This window comes from Acetivibrio saccincola (assembly GCF_002844395.1).
Lineage (GTDB): Bacteria > Bacillota > Clostridia > Acetivibrionales > Acetivibrionaceae > Herbivorax > Herbivorax saccincola.
The window spans coordinates 2,496,065-2,515,796 of record NZ_CP025197.1 but is presented as its reverse complement, the minus strand read 5'-3'; the positions used below and the strand labels follow the sequence as shown (position 1 = coordinate 2,515,796).

The following is a 19,732-nucleotide window of genomic DNA, read 5'->3' as shown; positions in this document are numbered from 1 at the left end:
GTTTTAAAGGCTGGTCGTTAAGCTAGAGGAGGTGGCGTCGTGGATATTAATAAAGAACTTTTAAACTATCCTCCGTTGGATTTGGATAAACTGTTGGAAACCAACAAAGACATGCCTGATAATATCAAAAATTCCATTGTTCTTTATAATAAGGCTTTGGAGGATTTTAAAGCTAAAAGTGAAGATATTGCAATAATACAGCTTAAAAAAGCCATTTCATTAAACCCTGAATTTCATGAAGCAATAAACCTTTTAGGACTTGTTTATATTTATGCAGGAGATTTAGAAAATGCCGCTGGTGCATTTAAAAAAGTAATAAACAAAGAAAAAAGCTGTATAAAGGCCATTGAGTATTTAAAAGAAATTGACCCGGATTATGAAATTCCATTTAAAAACAAAGACGACACTAAAGGCAGCAGAGTAAAAAAGAAAAGTAAGAGGCAAGATAGCAAAATTAAAGAGAAAAAATACATTTCTAAAGATAAATCACTTGATTTCGAAAATTTAAAAATAAATGATTTTGTTAAAACCGGAGCAGGATTTTTAATTGGAGCTATTTTAACCCTTGTAATAACCCTGGTCATTTATCCTGAGAGGGAAAGCGGCGGCGGGGTTGAAAAAGATGAAAATGTGCCACCTCAAACAATCAGTGAAGATGAAATATACGAAGAAAAATACCATAAGTTAAGTGAAGAATACTCTGTTTTAAGCAGCCAGTTTGAACAACTGAAAAAAGAAAGTGAATACTATTTAAATGCCTACAGGCTGATTGAGGCAGAGAATTTTTTAAAAGAGGAGAAATATGTGGAAGCTGCTGATAATCTTGTCCTTATAAAAAATTTTGAATTTAATGAAAAGGACAGTGAAAAATTTAATAAACTGTACCAAGAAGTTGTTGACAAGGCAGCATGGATTGCATTTAAAGAGGGACGGGATTTTCTAGAGGCTAAAATATACAAAGATGCTTTAGAAAAGTTTCACAAAGTAGAATTATATGTGGATGACTGGGAACACCTTCACTACACTTTCTTTTACATGGGCGTCTGCTATGAAAATCTAAATGATACTCAAAAAGCATTAGAATATTATAAAAAGGCTGTTGAAAAATATCCTGGAAGTCATGGGGCAAATCTTTCACAAGACAGGATAAGGGAAATAGAGAATACTTTTTAGAATTGTCTTTATTTTTAGCCGGATTTATTATATTATTAGATTAGGCATTCTAAATATAGCATTGTGTGCATAAGATAAAATGTTGATTAAAAATAATTGTTACTATGCATGTGATTTTTTTATGCATTTAGAATCTTTATGCACTTAAAAAGAGAAGAGATACTATTCTAATAAGAGTTTAGGAGGAAAAAAAATGTACTATAAGAGTACAAGAGGGGGACTAAATTCAATATCGTCTGCAGAGGCGATAAAAATGGGGATTGCGCCAGACGGGGGATTATTTGTACCTGAAAGGTTGGTAAAGTTTTCTTTAGACCAGATTAATAGTTTAGTTGAATTGGATTATAGAGAGAGGGCTGTTTATATATTAAAAGAGTACTTAACGGATTACTCTTATGACGAGATTGTTGAATGCGTTAATAATGCGTATTCAAGTGATAAATTTGAAAATCCTGAGATAGCCCCGGTGATAAAACTCAATGAAAATGTGAGCATTTTAGAGCTGTGGCACGGTCCTACATGTGCATTTAAAGATATGGCACTTCAAATTTTGCCATGGTTTTTAATAAAGGCAGTCAGAAAGACCAATGATGACAGTGAGATAGTGATTTTAGTTGCTACATCCGGAGATACAGGTAAAGCTGCTTTAGAAGGGTTTAAGGATGTTGGCGGAACAAAAATAATTGTATTTTATCCTCAGGATGGCGTAAGTGAAGTACAAAAAATGCAGATGGTTACCCAGGAAGGTGGTAATGTATTTGTAGTTGGTGTTGAAGGTAATTTTGATGATGCACAAAGTGGTGTAAAAGCTATTTTTACAAATAAATCCCTTATAGAAAAAATGGAGAAAAGTAATTATAAGTTTTCTTCAGCAAATTCAATAAACTGGGGAAGACTGGTGCCTCAGATTGTATACTATTTTTCTTCTTATGCAGATCTTGTGAAAGAAGGAGAAATAAAAACAGGGGACAAAGTTAATTTTGTAGTGCCCACCGGAAATTTTGGAAACATACTTGCTGCATATTATGCAAAGGAAATGGGGCTTCCTGTGAACAAACTCATATGTGCATCAAATGAAAACAATGTTCTTACAGAATTTATAAATACGCGTGTATATAATAAAAACAGAAAATTTGTAAAAACAATATCTCCTTCAATGGATATATTGATTTCCAGCAATTTAGAAAGGCTATTGTATGAATTGACAGGACATGATTCTGATGTTTTAAACAAATGGATGAAAGAGCTTGCAGATGAAGGTGTTTACAGTATAGATATTGCAACCGGCAGAAAGATAACCGAATTATTTTGGGCAGGCTACTCAAATGAAGAGGAAACTTTAAAGACCATTGAATGTATATATGATGAATACAAATATGTTGTTGATCCCCATACTGCCGTTGCAATAGATGTATACGACAAATATGTGATTTCGACAGGGGATATTACCAAAACCGTCATTGCATCTACAGCAAGCCCTTTTAAATTTAATGAGAGTGTAGCAAAGGCAATTTTAGGCGAAGACAAAATAAGAGGAAAAAGTGAATTTGAGCTACTTAAAGTTTTGTCTGATGAATGTTCTTTAAAAATTCCTAAAGGGCTTAGGGATTTAGATAAAAAAACAACCCTTCACAATAATTTCTGCAGTAAATCTGCCATGATGGCTGAAGTGGAAAAGATTCTTAAAATATAAATGTAAATGCTTAAAAAATGTTTAAAAATATAATTGTTTTTTATAAAACAACAAAAATGAGGGAAGAATTTTCTTCCCTTATTTTTTATAAATATTTTTAATTACGGTTTTAATTATATTAAAAAATTTTTTAAAAAGTTAAAACTTTTTTAAATTCTTTGTGTATATATAATCAGACGCTATAAAGTAATTAAAGTGGTGAAGGGCGGTTACACCTTTGGAGGCATCTGAGAAAAAAATTATAAAACTCTGTAAAGAGAACAGGAGAGAGGGGTTTGAACTTCTCTTTAAAAGATTTGAAAACTACATATATAAAATATGTAAAAGTTTTACATACTCAAAAGAGGATGCTTTAGATATTATGCAGGAGGTTTTTTTGAAGATTTATAAATCCTTTGAGTCCTTTGATGCCAAAAAATCATTATCTCCATGGGTGAAAAGAATTACTGTAAATACTTGTATTAATTATAAAAGGGACAACAATAAAAGATATGGTGATGTTTCAATTAATGTAAGTATGGATGATGAAAAGAATACTTTTGAAAATGTCATTTCAGATGACATTAATACAGAAGATATGGCAATTTATACAGATACTAAAAAACTTTTAGAAAATTTAATAAGAAAGCTGCCTGAAGAAGTAAGAATGGCTATAATTTTAAAGCATATAGAAGGCTTAAGTTACGAAAAAATTGCCAAAATCATGAATTGTCCTGAGGGCACTGTAAAGACATATGTATTTAGAGGGAGGAAACTGCTAAAAGAAGGCCTTTTAAAGAAAGGTGCATGGGAGGTATGAAAATTGGAATGTAAAGTTGATTCATATATCATACAAGAATATTTAGAAAAAACTATAGCTCCATTGGAGAAAGTGTTTTTTGAAGAACACCTTAAAAAATGTAAAAAGTGCAGACTTGAGTTAACGCATCTAAAGCTTTTGTTTTTTGAAATGGAAAACTTAAAAGAAACAGAGGATATTCCTAAAGATGTAGAATATGTAAGAAAAGATATATTGGATGAAATCTTTAAAGATTCTTTTGAAGGCTTTAAAATAAGAGAGTTTATTAAAAATCAAAAAGAAATGGTAAGCCTTTCGACAAATTTTACCAACTTTCTGCCCGGCAAAAAACTTGTTAAAAAAGGATTTGAGAAAGCTAATATTTGTATTAAGTCAGCTTCTAAAAAAGGAGTTAAGTTTGGCTTGAGGTATGGGTTAAAATTAATTCAAGAGAGGATATAACAATGTGGGCATTGACTGTTTTAGGATATATTCTTTTAATACTTCTAGTTATTTTATTATTACTTCTTATAGTTCCTGTAAAATATTCTTTTACAGGTGAAAAATATGAAAGTGCTTTTATAAAGGGGAAAGTGTCTTTATTATTAGGTTTTGTAAAGCTTTATTACTATAATGATTTTGAAAAAAAGAATATAGCAAAAATCACTCTTTTAGGTTTTCCGGTGAATATTTCTTATAAGAAGAAAAGAAAGAAGAAGAGACGCCCTAAGAAGGATAAAAGCTATAATTATTTAAATAAAAGGTTTTTAAAATCTTCGCTAAAAACCATTGGGAAGGTAATACTTCATATAAAGCCTAGTAAATTAGAAATATCAGGGAAAATAGGCTTTGATGATCCTTATTATACAGGTCTTATATGCGCTTTTAGAAATATTTTTTATCCAAAGTTTAAAAATGCAAAAATAAATATTGATACCGTGTTTGAAGATGAAATTTTTGAAGGAAGCTTCTTAATCCAGGGGCGGGTAATATTGTTCTATGTAGTATATATGGTTCTAAGGCTTTATTTCCTGGCACCTGATAAAATAAAACACAAAAAAATGAAATTTAAGGAGGTAGCGAATTATGATACCAAAATTTGACTTAAATGAAAATATCAGTACAATATTAGAAAAGCTAGAAAAATTTCTTACATCAAAGACAGTGGTGGGAGAACCTATAGAGATAGGAGATACCAAATTAATCCCATTTATATCAACTAGTTTTGGATTGGGAACAGGTGGTGGAGGTGGGAAAGATGAGAAAGGAAATGACGGGACCGGAAGCGGTGTCGGGCTGGGTGCTAAAATTACTCCGGCAGCTGTTTTGGTAATTAGAAAAGAGGATGTACAGCTAATACCTATTAAAAAGAATTCAGGTATAGAAAAGCTTGTGGAAATGGTACCGGATATTTTGGTAAAGTTGGATAAAGGAAAAAAAGAAAAAGAAGAAAAGTTTTAGAGTATAATTAAATAAAAAAGCAGGGTTCAGTTTATAACCTGCTTTTTTTGTTTAAAATTATTTAAAAATAAATATAATGGGTGTATAATGAATTTGTTTCTTTTATTTAATTTGGGGTAAAAATAATACTATAAAGGGTGAAGTGATTAAAAGAATTTAGGAGGAATAATTATGAAAAATGGAAAAGTAATTACTCTTACAAGAGAAAATTTTGATGAAGAAGTGATCAATTCAAGTGATGTTGTACTGGTGGATTTTTGGGCTCCCTGGTGCGGGCCATGCAGGGCTATAGGTCCTATAATAGATGAATTAGCGGAGGAATATGATGGTAAAGCAAAAATAGCAAAACTAAATGTAGATGATGAGGGGGAACTGGCTGCTAAATATAAAATTATGAGTATTCCTACAATAATAATATTTAAAAATGGTGAGGCGGTAGAAAAACTACTTGGCGCAAGGTCCAAATCAGACCTGTCCCAGCTAATTGATAAGCATATGTAAAATCTACAAATTATACATATATCAATATATTATTACTAATATAGGTAAAGCGGAAAAGGAATGCCTCTGCCTTACCTATATTTTCTACATATTACAGTTAAGAGGTGATTTAATAAAAGTTTTTTAGCGGAAAAGAAGGATTTTGAATTATAAAGTTGAATATAATAAATATTCAGCCTTTTTAGAACATAATATTTGCAAAAGAGCCTGGTTTAAAAAAATAAAGTATAGGAGGAACTGCAAGATGGCTGGGGAAAAGAGGTTTGGTACAGCACTTTTTGGTTTTAAACAATCAGATGTAAACTCTTATATTGAAAAAATTCTCAGGGAATTTGATGATAAATTAAAGGAAAAAGAGAATGAAATAACAGAACTAAAAAATCAGTGCAGGGAACTGAGGATAAAATATGAAGATATGGCAAGAAAGGCAGAACATTTTAATGAAGACAGGGCTAAAATTGCAGATGTTTTAATTAAAGCACAGGAAAAAGCAGAGCTGATTTTACAAGAGGCAAGAAGACAAGCTGATGAGGAAAGAAGAAGACTTTCACAAATGACAGAGCAGGAAAGAGAAAGATTAGTTGACATGAAGGAGGAAATAAAATTATTAAAGAAGGAAATTAGCAACACATTGAGGAAATACGAATCAGATTTGGACAAAGTGGTAGAGTTTGCTGAGAAAAAAGCGAATGGAAGTGACTTTCCAAACTTAAATAAAATTGACAGCCAAAAAGACGATTTATCCGAAGAGATAATTGAAGAAATTATGGAAGAGTATGCAGCAAAAACTGAAGCATCTACAGAAACTGAAGAATGATTTTTTATTTAAGTGCATATATTTATTTTGTAGTTTTTATGGTTTAAGTATAAAATATTTAGTATCTTCCTTCCTTTGCTTTCATGAGTAAGGGATTTTTTGTTATTTAAACAATTAAATTGTATTAAAGTTAGTTTTATTTAATCAGTTTTAATTAATAAATTATATAATAATTTTAATATAATAAATTATTTATAATTTAATTATTTTATAAAAGGAGTGATATTTGTGGAGGAAATTTTAGAAATATTAGAAAACAATAGTAAAGCAACTCCGGAAGAGATAGCTGCAATGACAGGTAAAAATTTAGAAGAGGTTAAAGATGCAATTAAAAAATTTGAAAAAGATAATGTAATATTAAAATATAATACATTGATTAATTGGGAAAAGACAAGCAAGGAAGTTGTTACCGCATTAATAGAGGTTAAGGTAACACCTCAGATGGGAGAAGGATTTGACAAAATTGCAGAAAGAATATATAAATATCCTGAGGTAAAGGACTGCTACCTTATGTCAGGAGGATTTGATTTAACGGTCATTGTTGAAGGGAAATCCATGAAGGAAGTTGCACTGTTTGTTGCAGAGAAGCTTGCACCTCTTGACTCAGTTTTAAGTACATCTACTCACTTTGTTTTGAAAAAATACAAAGATAAAGGAACTATTTTTGAAAAAGGTCCGCAAGATGACAGGGAGGCAATAGTACTATGAATATATCAGACATGATTACACCTTCAGTTAAAAACATACCACCATCGGGAATCAGGAGATTTTTTGACTTAGTTAACGAAATGAAAGATGCAATTTCTTTAAGTATAGGGGAGCCGGATTTTATAACACCTTGGACTGTAAGAGAGGCTGGTATTCATTCTCTGGAAAAAGGCTATACTCACTATTCCCCCAATGCAGGTTTTATTGAATTAAGAAAAGAAATTTGTAATTATTTAAAAAGAAAATATTCTTTAGAATACAACCCCAAAAACCAGGTTATTGTTACTGTAGGGGGAAGCGAGGGTATAGATATAGCATTAAGGACTCTTGTAACAAAAGGGGACGAAGTTATCATACCTCAGCCGAGTTTTGTATCCTATAAACCCTGTACGGTTTTTACAGGCGCAACTCCTGTAATTGTTAACTTAAGACATGAAGACGAGTTCAGGTTAACCCCGGAGCTTTTAGAAAGTGCAATTACAGAGAGGACAAAGGCATTAATTCTTCCTTTTCCCAACAATCCTACCGGCGCAATTATGACCAGAAAGGATTTAGAAGGTATAGTAGAGGTACTTAAGGATAAAAATATAATTGTTATTTCAGATGAAATTTATTCAGAATTGACTTATAACGGAAAGCATGTTTCAATAGCAAACTTTCCGGAGATGAAAGATAAGACAATTCTGATAAATGGTTTTTCCAAGGCTTTTGCCATGACTGGATGGAGACTTGGATATGTATGCGGGCATCCGGAATTGATAGAAGCAATGTACAAGGTGCATCAGTTTGCCATAATGTGTTCACCAACTACAGCACAGTATGCAGCTATAGAAGCCCTTAGAAATGCTGATGCAGATGTGGAGAGGATGGTAAGGGAATATAACAGGAGAAGAAAAGTGCTTTTAAAGGGATTTAGGGAAGCTAGACTTGAGTGTTTTGAAGCACTAGGGGCTTTTTATCTCTTTCCAAGCATTAAGTCAACGGGAATGACTTCTACTGAATTTTGTGAAAAACTTCTTATAGAGGAAAAGGTAGCTGTTGTTCCAGGAGATGCTTTTGGTGAATGTGGGGAAGGATTTGTCCGGGTTTGTTATTCAAGATCCATGGATGATATTGTTGAAGCTGTAAACAGGATAAAGAGATTTGTTAAAAGAAACAAAAAATAAGGTAAAAAAAGATTCGTACTACATTTTTTGTAGTACGAATAGGAAGTTAAATTATATATAAATTTGTGCAGGATGATTTTTATTAAGAACGCAAATATATAATTTGCGCTCAATCAACTATTTAGTGCTAAAAATTGCTAAAAAACATGGGTAAAAATAGTTTATAAGTGCTTTAATTTTATGAAGCGCATGCATCTGGCTTCAATTGTTGTAACATATAGTTGGCAATTAATTTGTCAAGTTCCTGACTTGTAGTTAAAATTTTAATATTATCCCCTGAGTCAAGAACAGAGTGCAATTTTTCCCTGAGGGATTCAATACTCTCCAAAACACCGCCTCCAATTATAAGTTTTTATATAAACAAATCAATAGGTAATTGATTTGTTTTAGTAACTATTACAGATTAATATTTTATTAGCGTAATATTTTAATACTTAAATAAAACTTGTTTATTAGTAAAAAAATATGATAAAATAGATTTTGTCAGGCAGTTCTTATATCCATACTTTATTTTACAGCAACAATCTGTTGCTGTCAATAATAATTCGGAAAAAATGCAAACAATCTGTTGCTTGATATAAAAATATTAAAAAATGGTGTCAAATTGTAGTAATAAGGTGGTATTTTAATGTCTTTCTCAACGATGATAAAACGATTAAGGGAAGAAAAAGGACTTTCACAAAAAGATGTAGCAGAACACTTAGGAATTACCCGTCAGGCAATTGCATCATATGAATTAGCTAAAAGGGAACCGGACTACGAGACACTCCACAAATTAGCTGATTTCTTTGGTGTCTCTGCTGACTATTTATTAGGGCGCTCAGGCAGCAAGGATAAAAATGCTGTAACTGTTGGGAAAAATATCGATTTAATAAAAGGTGACCGTACATATGAGGAGTTGTCCCAAGATATAAGTCGAAAATTAGGAACATTAATATTTCCTGAAATGCTCGAATTGTATGCAAAAGGAGAGAGGATGCCTTTTATAGGTACAATTAAGATTTTGGCTAAATATGCTCAGGTCAGGGATACTTTCTTTTATGAGCACAATACTCCTGAAAGCTATGAAAAGGAAAAACAGCTTTATGCTTTAGAAATGAGTCAGGAGAAACTGGCAGAGGTAACTAAAGAGACGGGATTTGCACTTGAACATGTTAAGGATAAAGAACTAATAATGTGGTTGACTAAAGAAAGCAGCCTTCCTTACATAATGCTTGCTAAACAAATTGAAGAATCAGGATTAACTCCGGAGGCATTAAAACCACTTATAGACAGTATAAACAACTCCAAAAGAATTAATAGTAAATAAGATAAACGAAACAGATTCATAGATAAAAGATACAGATTGAAATGATATAAATGATTATGAAGAAGTTCATTACTTTCAAGACTAATCATAGACATTTACCTATTAATATAGTAGAATTAAAACTGTATTTTAACATTATTTAGAGGGAGTTGATTTATAATGCTTCAAATTGAAGAAATTAAGCATGAGCTTCAAAATTACAAAGACAAATTAGAAGAAATGAGGGTTTCTCTTTGACATTGAAGGAAAAAGCAATGAAATAGAAGAACTTGAACAAAAAACCACAGAACCTGATTTTTGGAATGACCCTCAGAAATCCCAGGATATTTTGCAAAAATTAAAGACATTAAAAAGTCAATTGGAAAAATATAATGAAATCATTTCTAAATGGGATGATTTGTATACTTTATGCCAACTGGCTATTGAAGAAGAGGATGAAGGTGTTATTAGTGAAATAGAAAATGATTTTAAAGAATTTAAAAAAGAGTATGAAGATCTTAAAATACACACCCTTCTGACAGGTCCTTATGATAAAAACAATGCGATACTGACTTTGCATGCCGGAGCAGGAGGCACAGAGGCTCAGGATTGGGCTCAGATGCTTCTTAGAATGTATACCAGATGGGCTGAAAGAAAGGGCTTTAAGGTAACTGTTCTCGATTGCCTTGATGGTGATGAAGCAGGTATAAAAAGTGTTACAATACAAGTTGAAGGTGAAAATGCTTATGGGTATTTAAAAGCAGAAAGAGGTGTACACCGCCTTGTCAGAATTTCACCTTTTGATGCAGGGGGAAGACGGCATACCTCCTTTGCATCCTTAGATGTTATACCGGAATTAAGCGATGAAATAGAAGTAGATATTAATCCTGAGGATATCAGGATAGATACCTACCGTTCAAGCGGTGCAGGAGGTCAGCATGTTAATAAGACAGAATCAGCTGTAAGGATAACTCACTTGCCTACAGGTATTGTGGTTACCTGCCAGAATGAGCGTTCCCAGCATCAAAACAAAGACACCGCTATGAAAATGTTAAAATCAAAACTTATGGCTCTTAAAGAGAGGGAACAAAAGGAAAAAATTGAGGACCTTAAAGGGGTTCAGATGGAAATAGCCTGGGGCAGTCAGATAAGGTCATATGTATTTTGTCCGTATACAATGGTTAAAGACCACCGGACCAATTATGAAGAGTCAAATGTTGATTCTGTAATGGATGGGAATCTTGATGGAATGATAAATTCATATCTTACCAGTATTGCCGGGAAATAATTTTACAATAAATTCTATAGCAAATTCAACAAAAAGTATTTAGTAAAAGTTTTAGTAGAATTTAAAGGGTTCTATTAAAACTTTTACTTTTATTTGTAACCACATTTATTTAGAACCAAAATTAACCTTTTTTATTTGAGAAAATATTTTATTTGGGAAAATATTTCCGGGTATTCTGCAAACAATAAAACAGCAGGATGGGTTAAAATGTCATTTTTTAGATTTAGAAAAGAGGCTTGGCTAATTAATGCATTTGCACATAAAACCTTCCGCAGAGTATCTTTGGTAAAAGCTACTCTGCTGTCTTCTAAAAACACTTCATTTCTTTTAATGTCAAAGGATTGTACAATTGTGTCTAATATATACATAAGCCTGTTGTCAGTATAATCTGTCCCTGGTGCTAAAAAATCATTGATGGATATAAAAAGTGAATACACTTTATTACTGTATATTATATAAGATGAACAAGCCAGCCTGTACCTGTCCCTTTTGTCAAGGTAATTTATTAATTTATTGACAAAGATAGCATCCCCTTCTTTTTTAAAGGTGGTGGTTAATGTTTTATAAGGTCTTCCTTTATAGGGGATATTGTAGCCTTTTAAATATTTATCTAAGGAAGCATCCTCTATGATAAGTTTAAATAAGCTTTCCTGTGAGTGAGTTGGAAAAGGTGCAAATTCCCCTGTAAAAATATCAAGGGTTGTGGAGTATTCACGACTGCTTACATAAAATGCGGCAGAGTCCATAGTTTTTGATTTATTGGTGATAGTCCAGTGGGCAGGGTAGAGGAAAGAATACTCATTTAAATTATTAGTAAATACATTAAATGTAACATTTTCGTTATAAACATCTATTTTATCGGAATTGGTAATTTCAAAGGATGAAACAATTTTTCTAAATATATTAAGTATAGCCTCAGATGCTTCTTTATAATAGCTATTTAAAGAAACTGTAAAGAGTTTTAAATTTTGAATAATATAAACATCTGTCACATACAATGCATCATTATCCATTTCTATTTTATATTTCAAAAAATCATAGTATTCACCGGAGATATTAATTTTTCCGGAGTCCAATACCGTTAATTTATCATTATATAAATACTTTAACTCACCTTTTTTGTAAATTACATATACATCAGCTGGATATGCATGATTAGGGTTTAGAGTTTCAGCAGTAATTGAGTAGTGGGTATTATGGTTTATTTTAAAGCTTACATAATCTAAATTGCTAATAATATTATTTTGAAGGTATGGGATGGATGTGGAAGGATGATAAATTTTGTAATTATGCTTTTGGTTTTTGTATTCAACAAACTCCACATTTGTTTTATCAAAATTAGGGTAAATACCTTGGTTTGCCCTTTTTACTGCCTCTTTGTCTTTAAACACATCCAATGTATCATTGGTATTTGTAGAATTTGGGATGGAAAGTCCCTGAATTAAAAGACTTATTCTATTTATATTCTCCCCGGTAAGAAAACCTTTTTTTCCTGTAATATTAATGGAATATATGGTCATGTTTAGAGATGAGGGAATTGTTATATTTATGTTTGTTTTTTCAGTAAAGGATTGTTTGTCTTCTTCTATGGTGTTAAAAAGAATTATATTGGAGTTTTCCCCAAAAAGTATTTGATTGTGTTCTTCAAATATTTTTATGTAAGTTTCAGATGAAGGATTTACCTGGCTGTCAAAATAGAAATTATTTTTACTGTGTTCAACCAATGCTTTGAAGTGGCTTATTTTATATTCAAATATTTTATAGAAAATTTCTTTGTTGGAAGATGTATTATCCCCTGTAATCTGACGCATATTATTTAAAGCCTGGTTATTAATTATATCCGAAGTTATTAATAAAGTAAACTCCCCTTTTTTATCCACCAGAGTTATTGAATTGTCACTTCCGGTATACTCTTTGCCGTACAAGAAAAAGCCGGCATCCTCTGAAACAGAGAATGAAAAAACATTACTATTATAGTATAAATTTGATTTACTTGCATATGTAAAATTAAAAAACAGGCACCAAAACATTAAGAGTATCCAAAAAAACATATGTATCTTTTTCATAACATACCCCTGTTCCACTATACTATAGTGTTTTATTAATTTATGCTGTGGTATTAAAGTATTATGTCAAGTATTATGTTATCAAAAGGGAAGGGTACAAGCAATAATTGTTACTCTATTGTAAAGCAATTGAAATAAATTTTCTATGAATTGAAGTGTTGCAAAACATATGATATCATTTTATAAAATAATGGCGGCAGGTAATTTTATCTTTTTATATCAATAAAATTATACTTGTGAGAAATTCCTGTAAGAAAGGTGGAATTCTAGGTGAATGTTGGAATAGTGGGTGCAGGTAAAGTTGGCTATGCTTTAGCATTAGCCTTTTATAATAAAAATATTAACATTTCAGGAATATATAGCAAAAGCAGTAAGTCAGCACTGGAGCTGAACAAAAAAATATCAGCTGACTTACCCAATGATATAATTAAAACGGTAAAAAGATCAGAAATTGTGTTTTTGTCTGTATCTGACAATAGCATTAGAAGTGTTGCAGAAGAGATAGCTTCAAAGGTTTCAAAAAAATATATAGAAAATAAAGTTTTCTTTCATTTAAGCGGTGCATTAACTTCAGATGAATTAAAGCCTTTAAAGGATTTAGGGGGACATACCGCCTCACTTCATCCGGCCCAGACCTTTGCATCAAAAGAAGATGGCTGGAAAAAACTTTACAATATATATTTTGGGTTTGAAGGGTGCAATATTTCGAAAGAATATGCAAAGACTATTGTTGAAGGTTTTAATGGTACAATGGTATGTATAGAAAAAGAGGATAAAACCCTTTATCATGCCGCAGCATGTATTATTTCAAACTATACCGTTACCCTTTCTTATATAGCAAGTGAAATATTAAATGGTTTGGGTTTTGGAAAAGAGGCAGCAGGGAAGGTGTTTCTCCCCTTAATAAAAGGTACTGTGGAAAATTTAGAAAGCCGCGGGGTTTTAGATTCCATTACAGGACCTATAGAAAGAGGGGATGACAAAATTATTGCAAAGCATATTGAAAAAATAAAATCTTTTGATAAAGACATTTTGAATATATACAAAATGCTAGGACAAAGAACTTTAAAAATGGTTCAGGAAAAAGGTATATTAGAAAAGGAAAAAGAAATGAAATTAACGGAAGTGTTAAATGTAAATTAAATATATGGAGTTGTTTTAAGTATGGATATGGAGTATTTAAGAGAGCTTTTAAACAACGTAAAAAACGGAAGTGTAAGTGTTGATGACGCCCTTAAAGATTTGAAAAAACTTCCATTTGAAGATATAGGTTTTGCAAAAATTGACCACCACAGAAATATCAGAAACGGCTTTCCGGAAGTGATTTATTCCGAAGGAAAAACCATAGAGCAGATAAAGGAAATTGTTAAAAAGCTGATTGAAAAAAATAATAACATTATGGCAACTAGGGCAGATAAAAAAGTTTATGAAGGTATAAAGGAGATTGTCGGGGATGCAGTATATTATGAGGCGGCAAGGATAGTGGTGGTAAAGAGAAGGGAGATTTTGAAGAGTAAAAAAACCATTGCAGTTGTTTCAGCAGGTACTTCTGATATCCCGGTGGCAGAAGAGGCGGCAGTTACGTGTGAGGTAATGGGAAATGTTGTTGAAAGAGTTTATGATGTAGGTGTTGCAGGTATTCACAGGCTTTTTGCAAAGTCTGATGTGATAATGAAAGCAAATGTTTTGGTGGTGGTTGCAGGTATGGAAGGAGCCCTTGCCAGTGTAGTAAGCGGGCTTGTGGACAGACCGGTTATTGCAGTTCCCACCAGCGTTGGATACGGGGCAAGCTTTAGAGGATTGTCTGCCCTTCTTACCATGTTAAACAGCTGTGCAACAGGTATAGGGGTTGTCAATATAGATAACGGGTTTGGGGCAGGTTATCTGGCAGCTTTGATAAACAGGTGATAATTAAGAATTCAGAAAGGATTGGGAGCAATGAGAGTACTGTATTTTGACTGTTTTTCAGGAGTTAGCGGGGACATGATGCTTGGTGCCCTTTTGGATTTAGGAATAGATCAAAATAAATTTTTGGATGAGCTTAATAAACTGAATTTACCAGGTTATGATATTATTATAGAAAAAAAGGTTATAGACTCCATTACAGTAACAGATGTTAATATTATTGTAGAAGGAATTGAAGATTCCAGCGGTGATCATCATAACCACCAACACAATCATAGTCATGACCACAACCACAGTCATGGGCATAATCACAGCCACAGTCATGACCACAACCACAGTCATGGGCATAATCACAGCCACAGTCATGACCACAACCACAGTCATGGGCATAATCACAGCCACAGTCATGACCACAACCATAATCATGGGCACAGTCATGGCCATAGTGACGGTCATTTTCACCATCATTACCATCCGTCAAGGAACTTAGAAGATATTGAAAAAATCATAGATGAGAGTACTTTAAAACCTAATGTAAAGGAATTTGGAAAAAAGGTTTTTAAAGAAATTGCCAGGGCGGAAGCTAAAGTTCACAATAAAGGGATAAATGAAATACATTTTCATGAAGTGGGAGCTGTTGATTCAATTGTAGACATAATGGGAGTGGCTATTTGTATAGACCTTTTAGGAGTGGACAAAATCTATTCATCTCCCTTAAGGGATGGAAACGGTTTTATAAAATGCCAGCACGGGGTATTGCCGGTTCCCGTACCGGCAGTGATGGAGATGCTTAAAGGAAGTGAAATACCCTACATAACAGAGGATATAGGTACAGAACTGGTAACCCCTACAGGAATAGCCCTTATAAAATGCCTGTGTTCAGAATACGGGGTTACGCCTCCAATTAAAATAGAAAAGACAGGCTATGGTGCCGGAAAGAGAAAAATAGGAAGGCTTAATGCTTTAAGATGTGTCCTTGGCACATTAATGGATGAATCTAAAAGAGATGATGAAATATATGTTTTAGAGACAAATATTGACGATATGAACCCTGAGTTTTTAGGCTATGTAATGGAAATGCTTTTAGAAAACGGGGCACTTGAGGTGTTTTACACCCCTGTTTATATGAAAAAAAACAGGCCCGGGGTGGTGCTTACTGTACTTTCACCTAAAGAAATTGAAGAAAAACTTTCAAATATTATACTAAGGGAAACTTCAACCCTGGGAGTCAGGAAAACTGTTTGCAAAAGACAGACACTTACCAGGGAAGAAAGAACCGTAATGACTAAATACGGGGAAGTAAAAGTCAAAATATCTTTAGTAAATGGCTTAGAAAAAGTAAGTCCTGAATATGAAGATTGTAAAAGGGTAGCTAAGGAAAAAAACATTCCTCTGTGGAAGGTATACGAAGAGGTGAAAAATGCTGTACAATAAATTTTCCCAATACTTAAAAAAAAGGTACAATGCAAAAGTTTACAAGCTTCCTGTAAATTTGCCTGTCACCTGTCCAAACAGGGATGGAAGAATAAGTAAAGAAGGCTGTATTTTTTGTGGAGAAGAAGGGACGGGATTTGAAAATTTACCTAATTATCTTTCGGTTAAAGAACAGCTTTTGCAAAACTTAAAGTACATAAGAAAAAACTACAATTCAGAAAAGTTTATAGCATATTTTCAAAACTATTCAAATACGTACCTTCCTTTGGAAGATTTTAAAAGATATATTGCAGAAGCCTGTATGGACGGTGTAGTGGCTATATATATTTCAACCCGTCCGGACTGTATATGGAAGGAGTATATTGAATATTTAAAAGATATTAAAACTACTAAGGGAATAGATATTGTTATAGAACTTGGTTTGCAGACAGTTAATTACCACACATTAAAAAAGCTAAACAGAGGGCATCTTTTAGCTGAGTTTATACATGCAGTGCTTTTAATAAAGTCATACGGGCTGGAGGTTTGTGCCCACTATATTGTTGACATTCCCATGGATTCGATAGATGATACAATAGAAGGGGCAAGAATACTCTCAGCCCTTAGGGTGGAACAGGTAAAATGTCATTCCCTTTATATTTTAAAGGATACCCCCATAGGAGAGATGTACCAAAGAGGAGAGATTACACCTGTCAGTATGGAAGAATACATTGAAAGGACTATTTCTTTCCTGGAATACCTAAGCCCTGATATAGTTGTACAAAGGCTTATCGGACGGGCACCGGAGGAGCGGACACTTTTTTGCAACTGGGGAAGAAGCTGGTGGAAAGTCCAGGAGCTATTGGAAAAGAAAATGGAAGAGGAAAACAGGTTTCAGGGAAAAAAATATAATTACCTTAGTTCTGTAAGTTTTTTTGACGGTTAAATACACTTGCAAGCAAAATGCTATAAATAAAATACATTACCGGTTTAGTCATATTTCTTAATTTTAATTACTTTAATTATTTTAATTATTGTTCTTTAGATAATTGTCAATTGCTTCGGCAGCTTTTTTACCTGCACCCATTGCCATAATAACCGTTGCTGCACCGGTTACAATATCCCCGCCGGCAAAAACACCTTTTTTACTTGTAGCCCCGGTGTTTTCATCAGTGGCAATGCCGCCCCATTCTTTAGTTTTCAATTCCTTTGTGCTGGATGATATAAGTGGGTTAGGACCTTGTCCGATTGCAATAATTACACTGTCTACGTCTATAATGTGTTCAGTTCCTTCTTTAGGGACAGGTCTTCTTCTGCCTGTTGAATCAGGTTCTCCAAGTTCCATTTTTATGCACTCTATTCCTTTAATCCATCCGTCATCTGTACCAATAATTTTAGTTGGATTTTCCAAAAAATTAAATATAATTCCCTCTTCCTTTGCATGATTTACTTCTTCCAGTCTTGCAGGCATTTCTTCCTTAGAACGCCTGTATATAATATATACATTTTCAGCTCCAAGCCTTTTTGCACTTCTTGCCGCATCCATTGCCACATTCCCGCCTCCCACAACTGCAACGTTTTTGCCAATGTACACGGGAGTGTCATATTCAGGAAATTTATAAGCTTTCATGAGATTTACCCTTGTAAGAAATTCATTTGCCGAATACACTCCGTTGAGGTTTTCGCCGGGTATCCCCAAAAATTTTGGAAGTCCGGCACCGGAGCCTATGAATACGGCATCATAGCCTTCAGCAAGTAATTCATCTATAGAAAAAACTTTTCCAATAACCATGTTGGTCTTTATTTCTACCCCCATATCTTTAAGGGAGTCTATTTCTTTTTTTACTATGCTTTTAGGCAGCCTGAACTCAGGAATACCATATACCAATACACCGCCGGGTTCGTGAAATGCTTCAAAAATGGTGATATTGTATCCCATTTTAGCTAAATCCCCGGCACATGCCAGGCTGGCAGGTCCTGAGCCTATTATTGCAACTCTTTTATCATTTTTCTTTGGCACATCCGGTTTTGAATCCACATTATTTATATACCAATCGGCAACAAAACGTTCTAGTCTTCCAATGCCTACAGATTCGCCTTTTTTCCCTCTCACACAAACCTTTTCACACTGGTTTTCCTGGGGACACACCCTGCCGCAGACAGCAGGAAGGCTGTTGGTTTCTTTTATTTTTTCATATGCCTCCTGAAATTTTCCTTCAGCTACAAGTTTTATAAAATCAGGAATTTTTACATTTACAGGACAGCCTGATACACAAGGTCTGTGTTTGCATTGGAGGCATCTTTGTGCTTCTTCCACAGCCATTTCTTCTGTATAGCCTAAAGCAACTTCCAAAAAATTTTTAATTCTCTCATTAGGATTCTGTTCAGGCATAGGAACTTTTTTAGGTGACATATTAGGCATCGCTACCGCCTCCTAGCTTGCACTGGTGTTTTTTTACAACTTCTGCTTCATGTTTTTTGTACATACTTTGCCTCCGTATAGCCTCATCAAAATCAACTTTATGCCCGTCAAAATCAGGACCGTCTACACATGCAAATTTTATTTCCCCGCCAACTGTTACCCGGCAGCCGCCGCACATTCCGGTCCCGTCAATCATAATAGGATTCATGCTTACAATTGTTTTTATATTATATGGCCTTGTAAGTTCACTTATAGCCTTCATCATCACCAAAGGACCTATTGCAATTACCAGGTTGTATTCATTTCCTTCTTCAATTAATTTCTTTAGTATATCTGTTACAAAACCTTTTGTCCCGTTAGAACCGTCATCAGTGGTAACAAAAAGTTTATTGCTGACTGCTTTCATTTCTTCTTCAAGTATTATAAGTTCTTTATTTCTAAAGCCAATGATGGCATGTACTTCAGCCCCAAGGAAATTTAATTTTTTTGCCTGAGGGTATGCAATTGCTGTACCAAGTCCTCCCCCTATAACAGCAGCTTTTTTTACATTGTCCAGTTTTGAAGGGATACCTAAAGGACCTGCAAAGTCAAGTATAGTATCACCTTCATTCAATGAACCCAATTCCTTGGTTGTTTTCCCCACTTCTTGAAATATTATCGTTACAGTTCCCTTTTCACGGTCAAAATCTGCAATTGTTAAAGGAACCCTTTCACCTTTTTCATTTATCCTTAAAATAATAAATTGCCCTGGCTCAGCTTTTTTTGCAATGTGTGGAGCATATATATCCATTAATTTAACTTGGGAATTCAAAATTCTTTTATTTACAATTTTAAACATATTTATCCCCTTTACAAAAGTGTTGTTATACTAATTCTAATTATTATATTCCTTTTAGTCAATTAGTATACTGATATTGTATACTAATATTTATTATGGAATTGTAATTACCTGACGGACTTATTATTTTTTAAAAAACAAATAAAAAACCATGGACAAAAGAACGTATGTTTGGTATAATTTAAATATAGAATTTTTGTAAGTTTTGTGAGAGG

20 protein-coding genes are annotated in these 19,732 nt (G+C 33.3%); 16 read left to right on the top strand and 4 right to left on the bottom strand.

The window, feature by feature from the left end; all coding sequences use genetic code 11:
- Positions 1-39: 39 nt before the first annotated feature.
- From HVS_RS11295 to HVS_RS11250, 10 genes are all read left to right on the top strand, one after another.
- Positions 40-1,173 carry a tetratricopeptide repeat protein gene (locus HVS_RS11295; protein WP_101302429.1) on the top strand — a complete coding sequence of 378 codons (1,134 nt, stop codon included), beginning with the start codon at positions 40-42 and terminating at the stop codon, positions 1,171-1,173.
- 193 nt (positions 1,174-1,366) lie between these two features.
- Entirely contained in the window at positions 1,367-2,866 is a 1,500-nt protein-coding gene (gene thrC / locus HVS_RS11290) for a threonine synthase (protein ID WP_101302427.1), read from the top strand.
- A 217-nt stretch (positions 2,867-3,083) separates the two neighbouring features.
- Positions 3,084-3,665: an RNA polymerase sigma factor gene (locus HVS_RS11285; RefSeq protein WP_101302425.1), complete on the top strand. Its 582-nt coding sequence runs from the start codon at positions 3,084-3,086 to the stop codon at positions 3,663-3,665.
- Positions 3,666-3,668: 3 nt separating this feature from the next.
- Entirely contained in the window at positions 3,669-4,106 is a 438-nt protein-coding gene (locus HVS_RS11280; RefSeq protein ID WP_101302423.1) for a zf-HC2 domain-containing protein, read from the top strand.
- Between the two features lie 2 nt (positions 4,107-4,108).
- Positions 4,109-4,747, top strand: a complete 639-nt coding sequence (locus HVS_RS11275; protein ID WP_101302421.1) for a DUF2953 domain-containing protein — start codon at positions 4,109-4,111, stop codon at positions 4,745-4,747.
- The gene (locus HVS_RS11270; protein ID WP_101302419.1) at positions 4,731-5,105 is read left to right on the top strand and encodes a GerW family sporulation protein; all 375 of its coding nucleotides are present in this window, start codon (positions 4,731-4,733) and stop codon (positions 5,103-5,105) included. Before HVS_RS11275 ends, HVS_RS11270 begins: the two co-directional genes overlap by 17 nt.
- Before the next feature lie 171 nt (positions 5,106-5,276).
- Entirely contained in the window at positions 5,277-5,606 is a 330-nt protein-coding gene (gene trxA / locus HVS_RS11265) for a thioredoxin (protein WP_101302416.1), read from the top strand.
- A gap of 244 nt (positions 5,607-5,850) precedes the next feature.
- Positions 5,851-6,423: a hypothetical protein gene (locus HVS_RS11260; RefSeq protein ID WP_101302414.1), complete on the top strand. Its 573-nt coding sequence runs from the start codon at positions 5,851-5,853 to the stop codon at positions 6,421-6,423.
- A 228-nt stretch (positions 6,424-6,651) separates the two neighbouring features.
- Complete coding sequence (locus HVS_RS11255; RefSeq protein WP_101302411.1) at positions 6,652-7,131, top strand: Lrp/AsnC family transcriptional regulator; 480 nt, start codon at positions 6,652-6,654, stop codon at positions 7,129-7,131.
- The gene (locus tag HVS_RS11250) at positions 7,128-8,297 is read left to right on the top strand and encodes a pyridoxal phosphate-dependent aminotransferase (protein WP_101302409.1); all 1,170 of its coding nucleotides are present in this window, start codon (positions 7,128-7,130) and stop codon (positions 8,295-8,297) included. Before HVS_RS11255 ends, HVS_RS11250 begins: the two co-directional genes overlap by 4 nt.
- Before the next feature lie 178 nt (positions 8,298-8,475).
- On the opposite strand, the gene HVS_RS11245 is transcribed toward HVS_RS11250, so the two are convergent.
- Positions 8,476-8,625 carry an aspartyl-phosphate phosphatase Spo0E family protein gene (locus tag HVS_RS11245; protein WP_101302407.1) on the bottom strand — a complete coding sequence of 50 codons (150 nt, stop codon included), beginning with the start codon at positions 8,623-8,625 and terminating at the stop codon, positions 8,476-8,478.
- Positions 8,626-8,925: 300 nt separating this feature from the next.
- Between HVS_RS11245 and HVS_RS11240 the strand changes: the two genes are divergently transcribed.
- Both HVS_RS11240 and prfB read left to right on the top strand, forming a co-directional pair.
- A complete protein-coding gene (locus HVS_RS11240; RefSeq protein ID WP_101302405.1) occupies positions 8,926-9,606 on the top strand; it encodes a helix-turn-helix domain-containing protein in 681 nt (226 codons plus the stop codon).
- A 159-nt stretch (positions 9,607-9,765) separates the two neighbouring features.
- A protein-coding gene (gene prfB / locus HVS_RS11235) for a peptide chain release factor 2 (RefSeq protein WP_101302402.1) occupies positions 9,766-10,873 on the top strand; the annotation gives its coding sequence in 2 pieces (ribosomal slippage) (positions 9,766-9,840 and positions 9,842-10,873; 1,107 coding nt in all).
- Positions 10,874-11,004: 131 nt separating this feature from the next.
- Here prfB and HVS_RS11230 read toward each other — a convergent pair.
- Positions 11,005-12,939 carry a hypothetical protein gene (locus tag HVS_RS11230; RefSeq protein ID WP_101302400.1) on the bottom strand — a complete coding sequence of 645 codons (1,935 nt, stop codon included), beginning with the start codon at positions 12,937-12,939 and terminating at the stop codon, positions 11,005-11,007.
- A gap of 270 nt (positions 12,940-13,209) precedes the next feature.
- Between HVS_RS11230 and HVS_RS11225 the strand changes: the two genes are divergently transcribed.
- From HVS_RS11225 to mnmL, 4 genes are read left to right on the top strand one after another with little or no spacing between them, the layout of a single operon-like run.
- Complete coding sequence (locus HVS_RS11225) at positions 13,210-14,082, top strand: Rossmann-like and DUF2520 domain-containing protein (protein ID WP_101302397.1); 873 nt, start codon at positions 13,210-13,212, stop codon at positions 14,080-14,082.
- A 21-nt stretch (positions 14,083-14,103) separates the two neighbouring features.
- Entirely contained in the window at positions 14,104-14,847 is a 744-nt protein-coding gene (gene larB, locus HVS_RS11220; protein WP_101302395.1) for a nickel pincer cofactor biosynthesis protein LarB, read from the top strand.
- Positions 14,848-14,877: 30 nt separating this feature from the next.
- A complete protein-coding gene (gene larC, locus HVS_RS11215; protein WP_101302393.1) occupies positions 14,878-16,278 on the top strand; it encodes a nickel pincer cofactor biosynthesis protein LarC in 1,401 nt (466 codons plus the stop codon).
- A complete protein-coding gene (mnmL, locus tag HVS_RS11210) occupies positions 16,265-17,203 on the top strand; it encodes a tRNA modification radical SAM protein MnmL/YtqA (protein ID WP_101302390.1) in 939 nt (312 codons plus the stop codon). The genes larC and mnmL overlap by 14 nt, the downstream gene beginning before the upstream one ends.
- Before the next feature lie 81 nt (positions 17,204-17,284).
- Here mnmL and gltA read toward each other — a convergent pair whose 3' ends face one another.
- Both gltA and HVS_RS11200 read right to left on the bottom strand, forming a co-directional pair.
- Positions 17,285-18,679 (bottom strand): NADPH-dependent glutamate synthase, encoded by a 1,395-nt coding sequence (gene gltA, locus HVS_RS11205; RefSeq protein WP_101302388.1) that lies wholly within the window; start codon positions 18,677-18,679, stop codon positions 17,285-17,287.
- Positions 18,672-19,517: a sulfide/dihydroorotate dehydrogenase-like FAD/NAD-binding protein gene (locus HVS_RS11200; RefSeq protein WP_101302386.1), complete on the bottom strand. Its 846-nt coding sequence runs from the start codon at positions 19,515-19,517 to the stop codon at positions 18,672-18,674. Before HVS_RS11200 ends, gltA begins: the two co-directional genes overlap by 8 nt.
- Positions 19,518-19,732: the final 215 nt, after the last annotated feature.

What these genes read in the sequence shown, in the direction of transcription:
- thrC (WP_101302427.1), top strand. Translation starts at nt 1,367, where the DNA reads ATGTACTATAAGAGTACAAGAGGGGGACTAAATTCAATATCGTCTGCA.
- HVS_RS11275 (WP_101302421.1), top strand. Translation starts at nt 4,109, where the DNA reads ATGTGGGCATTGACTGTTTTAGGATATATTCTTTTAATACTTCTAGTT.
- HVS_RS11270 (WP_101302419.1), top strand. Translation starts at nt 4,731, where the DNA reads ATGATACCAAAATTTGACTTAAATGAAAATATCAGTACAATATTAGAA.
- trxA (WP_101302416.1), top strand. Translation starts at nt 5,277, where the DNA reads ATGAAAAATGGAAAAGTAATTACTCTTACAAGAGAAAATTTTGATGAA.
- HVS_RS11260 (WP_101302414.1), top strand. Translation starts at nt 5,851, where the DNA reads ATGGCTGGGGAAAAGAGGTTTGGTACAGCACTTTTTGGTTTTAAACAA.
- HVS_RS11250 (WP_101302409.1), top strand. Translation starts at nt 7,128, where the DNA reads ATGAATATATCAGACATGATTACACCTTCAGTTAAAAACATACCACCA.
- HVS_RS11240 (WP_101302405.1), top strand. Translation starts at nt 8,926, where the DNA reads ATGTCTTTCTCAACGATGATAAAACGATTAAGGGAAGAAAAAGGACTT.
- HVS_RS11230 (WP_101302400.1), bottom strand. Translation starts at nt 12,939, where the DNA reads ATGAAAAAGATACATATGTTTTTTTGGATACTCTTAATGTTTTGGTGC.
- larB (WP_101302395.1), top strand. Translation starts at nt 14,104, where the DNA reads ATGGATATGGAGTATTTAAGAGAGCTTTTAAACAACGTAAAAAACGGA.
- larC (WP_101302393.1), top strand. Translation starts at nt 14,878, where the DNA reads ATGAGAGTACTGTATTTTGACTGTTTTTCAGGAGTTAGCGGGGACATG.
- mnmL (WP_101302390.1), top strand. Translation starts at nt 16,265, where the DNA reads ATGCTGTACAATAAATTTTCCCAATACTTAAAAAAAAGGTACAATGCA.
- gltA (WP_101302388.1), bottom strand. Translation starts at nt 18,679, where the DNA reads ATGCCTAATATGTCACCTAAAAAAGTTCCTATGCCTGAACAGAATCCT.
- HVS_RS11200 (WP_101302386.1), bottom strand. Translation starts at nt 19,517, where the DNA reads ATGTTTAAAATTGTAAATAAAAGAATTTTGAATTCCCAAGTTAAATTA.